This window comes from Oleiphilus sp. HI0080 (assembly GCF_001635135.1).
Genome location: NZ_LWFU01000496.1, coordinates 1 through 4,868, shown reverse-complemented (window position 1 = coordinate 4,868; position 4,868 = coordinate 1). Strand labels below are relative to the sequence as shown.

At 48.4% G+C, this 4,868-nt stretch carries 4 protein-coding genes; 3 read left to right on the top strand and 1 reads right to left on the bottom strand.

Annotated elements, in window-relative coordinates; genetic code table 11:
• On the top strand, positions 1 to 856 hold an 856-nt coding region (locus A3751_RS10445; protein ID WP_068455473.1), incomplete at its 5' end, for an FAD-binding oxidoreductase.
• A 79-nt stretch (positions 857 to 935) separates the two neighbouring features.
• Here the strand turns inward: A3751_RS10445 and A3751_RS10440 are convergent.
• Complete coding sequence (locus A3751_RS10440; protein ID WP_068455471.1) at positions 936 to 2,303, bottom strand: glutamine synthetase family protein; 1,368 nt, start codon at positions 2,301 to 2,303, stop codon at positions 936 to 938.
• Positions 2,304 to 2,546: 243 nt separating this feature from the next.
• Between A3751_RS10440 and A3751_RS10435 the strand changes: the two genes are divergently transcribed.
• Both A3751_RS10435 and speB read left to right on the top strand, forming a co-directional pair.
• Positions 2,547 to 3,896, top strand: a complete 1,350-nt coding sequence (locus A3751_RS10435) for a glutamine synthetase family protein (protein WP_068455468.1) — start codon at positions 2,547 to 2,549, stop codon at positions 3,894 to 3,896.
• Positions 3,897 to 3,934: 38 nt separating this feature from the next.
• Positions 3,935 to 4,868: agmatinase (gene speB / locus A3751_RS10430; protein ID WP_068455465.1), on the top strand; the 934-nt coding region annotated here is incomplete at its 3' end.

Sequence of the window (4,868 nt, the reverse complement as noted above, 5' to 3'; positions counted from 1 at the left end):
AGCACTATGGGAGAGCCTTGGTCACCAAGGCCTAGAGATGCTCGATGGCGAAGCGATTCACAAAGAGATCGCGACGGATGCATATGTTGGCGGCTTACTCGATAAAACCGGCGCGCATGTCCATCCCTTGAATCTTTTGTTAGGCGAAGTGAGAGCGTTTGAGTCTTTGGGCGGACGTGTGTTTGAAGACTCCAAAGTAATCGATGTTGTTCGCTCGGAGCGCCCAGTGATCAAAACAGACGCGGGCTCCGTTACCGCAGATTACTTAATTGTCTGTGGTAATGCGTATCTTGGTGGATTATTTCCAGAATTGGCATCGAAGACCATGCCATGTGGAACGCAAATCGTCTGCACCGAAGTGCTACCCGAAGAGCTTCAAAAGGAACTCATCCCCAACAATTACTGTGTCGAAGACTGTAATTATAAGCTTGATTACTATCGCCTAACTGGGGATGGTCGACTGCTCTTCGGCGGCGGGGTGACTTACGGTGGCGGAGACCCGGCATCGATTGAACGGTTTTTGCGACCACATATTGAACGCGTGTTCCCGACGCTCACTGATATCAAGCTAGATTATTCTTGGGGTGGAGACTTCTTATTAACGATGAACCGCCTCCCCCAGTTTGGCCGCATTAATAACTCGATTTACTATGCACAAGGTTACAGTGGGCATGGCGTAACAACCACCCACCTAGCCGGTAAGCTAATTGGTGAAGTCGTGAAAGGTCAGGCTGAACGGTTTGATGCATTTGCGTCACTCAGACACATGCCTTTTCCTGGCGGACAAATGTTTAGAGTGCCCTATACGGCAATCGGCGCGTTTTACTACGGCCTGCGCGACAAAATGGGAATATAAAATACAGCGAAGCGCTTACAAAAAAGCCGATGCTGTCTGCATCGGCTTTTCACATTATCAAAGGCTTAAGTTTAAGTTCCTAGACATTGGGTAGAATAAGCGCATATTCCATCGGCGTTATTTGCTGCTCAAAAAGATAGACATTTCGCCACTTCACTTCCTGATAGACCTCAACAAAGCGCTTACCGAACCATTTCGCAACACGTTCGTCATTGGCCATCGCGCGCAATGAATCTCGCTGATTATCCGGAACACGTGGGGCATCGGTTTCATAACCATTGCCTACCGTCCTAGCAGGCGGACTCATCTTGTTCTCAATACCTTCCAGAATTCCAGCAATTAATGCCGTCGTTGCTAAATATGGATTTGCGTCTGCGCCGGGCATCCGATTCTCTATACGACGAGAACTCGCTCCTCCAGCAGGAACGCGCATCGCGACCGAACGGTTATCAATACCCCATGTAAGTTGAGTCGGTGCAAACGAATCTGGCGCAAGACGGCGATAGCTGTTGATGGTCGGGCAGTATAAAGCTTGAACACCATCCGCCATATCGAGCAAACCAGCAATCGCATGTCCTAACAGTTTATTGTCGGTTGGCTCACCTTCACCAAACAGATTATTGCCCACCTCATCTAACAAACTTAGATGAATATGTAGCCCATTGCCGGCTTCATCAATGTACGGCTTCGCCATGAAGGTCGCCTCAATACCATGCTTACTGGCGACAGCATTGATAACACGCTTCAACAATACTGCATCATCAACAGCCTTCATAATGTCTTGGGTATAATCTAGGTTAACTTCGAACTGACCAGGCGCGTATTCAGCGATCACAGCATCAGCTGGGATATTCTGAGCACGAGCCATTTCTAATACGTCTCGGATAAAGAAGTCATAATTATCCAGATCCTGCATAGAATAGACCTGCGTAGATGTCATGCGTTGTCCTGAGACAGGAGAGATAGGTGCCTGTAATGAACCATCCTCTTTACGCTCACGATCTATCAAGTAAAACTCTAACTCCAGTGCGACACCCGCCTTGTAACCAAGACGGTGTAACTGATCGACCGCTTTTTTCAGAATATGACGAGGAAAGATTTCTAGCGGCTGCGCGTTACTCTCGTACATTTCGCACAAAGCTTGAGCCCTATCGCCACTGTCATGCCACGGCGCGAGTTGCAAAGTGCCGGGCACGGGCTTACAGATTCGATCAGAATCTCCGGTTTCGATACCAAGCCCGGTTTCGTCCACTGTGGCGCCTGTCGCATCAAGCGCCAGCACAGATTGAGGCAAGCAAAAACCAGACTCATACACTTTCCGCAGTAATGATCGCTCGACCCGTTTACCGCGCAATACGCCATCCAGATCAGCAACTAACAATTCGATCGTTTCAACCTGGGGGTTCTGCTCTAGAAACTGTTCAACTTCTGTTAAAGCTTCACTCATTTGCTATCCTATCTTTAACTAGTTTGCCGTGCGTCCAGCAATTCTCGATTCATAAAGTGTAGTTAGTATTGAACATAGTATAAAATATATTGAACAACTCTCCAACGGAAGTATAGGCTTTTCGTTCGAAATATTTTATGCTTATGTAGCATAAGTCAAACATCAACGTCTTATTCCACAGCTTTCTGACGCAAATCAAGCCTGTTGTGGAATAAGAACGAAATTAGTCAAAAGAGCCAAATCATGAAAAACATCCAAAAATGGTTGAAAGAGCGACAAGTCACTGAAGTCGAATGTATTACAAGCGACCATACAGGAATAGCGCGTGGAAAAATCATGCCGACGGAGAAGTTTATAGCAGAGAAAGGGATTCGGCTGCCCGAATCGGTCATGTTGCAAACAGCAACGGGTGATTATCCAGACGATGATCTCTACTATCGGCTGCTTGACGATTGCGACATCGACATGATTCTCAAACCAGATGAAGGAGCCATGTTCATGGTTCCGTGGGCGCTCGAGCCATCCGCGCAAATCATTCATGATTGCTTCGATAAAATGGGTAACGAAGTCAGCCTGTCAGCGAGGACAGTATTAAAGCGAGTTCTTGCACTTTATGAGGCGAAAGGTTGGGAGCCAATCGTTGCTCCCGAAGTCGAGTTTTACCTAACGAAACGCTGCACCGACCCAGATTTACCATTAGATCCACCAATCGGTCGCTCCGGTTTACCCGAAAGCGGACGCCAGTCCTTCAGTATCGATGCGGCAAACGAATTCGACCCAATCATCGAAGATATCTACGACTGGTGTGAAGAGATGAACCTCGATATCGATACCCTCATCCACGAAGAGGGGCCGGCTCAGCTAGAATTCAACTTCCGCCATGGCAATGCTTTGAAGCTTGCAGACCAAGTATTTATCTTCAAACGTACCGTGCGTGAGGCAGCACTAAAACACAAGATCGGTGCGACGTTCATGGCTAAACCGATTGAAAACGAACCCGGCAGTGCAATGCACATTCACTGTTCTGTGATCGATAAAAATGGCAACAATATCTTCTCGGATGAAGATGGCAGCGCTTCTAGTCTGTTCCATAGCTTTGTTGCTGGCCTTCAAACTTACATCCCAAAAGCGATGCCTATCTTTGCACCAAATGTTAATAGTTATCGCCGCTACCTGCCCGGCGCCGACGGTAACGCGCCTGTTAACTTGGAATGGGGTGTTGAGAACCGAACAGTGGGACTTCGTGTTCCAGAATCTTCGCCGCAAGCTCGACGCATTGAAAACCGACTCCCGGGAGCGGACACCAATCCATATCTTGCGCTCGCTGCCAACCTAGCCTGTGGCTACCTGGGAATGGTCAATGCCATGACGCCTCGAAAGCCTGTGACCGCTCGCCATGGCGAAGAAGCTGGCCAAGAGATACCATTTAACCTTGAATCAGCGTGCGACGAGATGGGCGCTTGTGACGAGATTCGCGAGATACTCGGAGCGGATTTTGTAGATGGCTACATTGGCACTCGTCGAGCAGAATACGAAGGTTTTAAACGCGTTATCAGTTCTTGGGAACGCGAATTCTTGCTTTCGACCGTATAAAACGAATACCAATCAGTAAATAAGGCGACGAGGCAGACATGTCTGAAGATTTTGATCAATATAGCCACGGCGACCTGGCGTTTACACGCAAGGGGCCTTACGGCACTCAAGTTGAACCCATGTATTCTGGTGCGACCAGCTTCTTACGCCGTAATTATTCGAAAGTTCTAGAGGGCGTTGATGTCGCAGTAGTCGGTATTCCCTACGACCTAGCGACCTCAAACCGGCCAGGTGCGCGACTCGGACCAAGGTCTGTGCGAGCTGCATCGACAAATCTAGCATGGGCGTCGCCGTGGCCGTGGACTTTTGACCCTTTTGATCGACTCAATGTCATTGATTATGGAGACTGCGTATTTGATCCCGGTTATCCAGATAAAGTTCCAAGTGAGATAGAAGCCTATTACGACCGAATTGTTGATGCAGGTGTAACACCATTATCAATCGGTGGAGACCACTTTGTTACTTATCCGGTTATTAAAGCGCTCGCTAAAAAGCATGGGCCAATCTCTCTTATTCATTTTGATGCGCATAGCGACACCTGGACCGATGATGACGGGCGAATTGATCACGGAACAATGTTTTATCATGCCGCTAAGCAAGGGATTACCGCGCCCGAGCGATCGGTACAGATTGGTATGCGCACCGTCAACAAAGATACGCATGGCTACTTAGTTCTTGATGCAGATTGGCTACACAGTCGCGGTATTGAAGCGTGTATCGAGCAGGTTCACAATCGTGTAGGGAACAACCCCTGTTACATTACCTTTGATGTGGATTTTCTAGATCCGAGCTGCGCACCAGGTACCGGAACGCCTGTCTGTGGCGGCTTCAATACCTATCAGGCTATCCAGCTTATCAAAGGGCTTACGGGGCTCAACATCATTGGTTGCGACGTTGTCGAAGTCGCTCCGCCTTATGATCACGCAGAAATGACCGCCCTTGCCGGTGTGACCATTGCCACGAATATGCTTT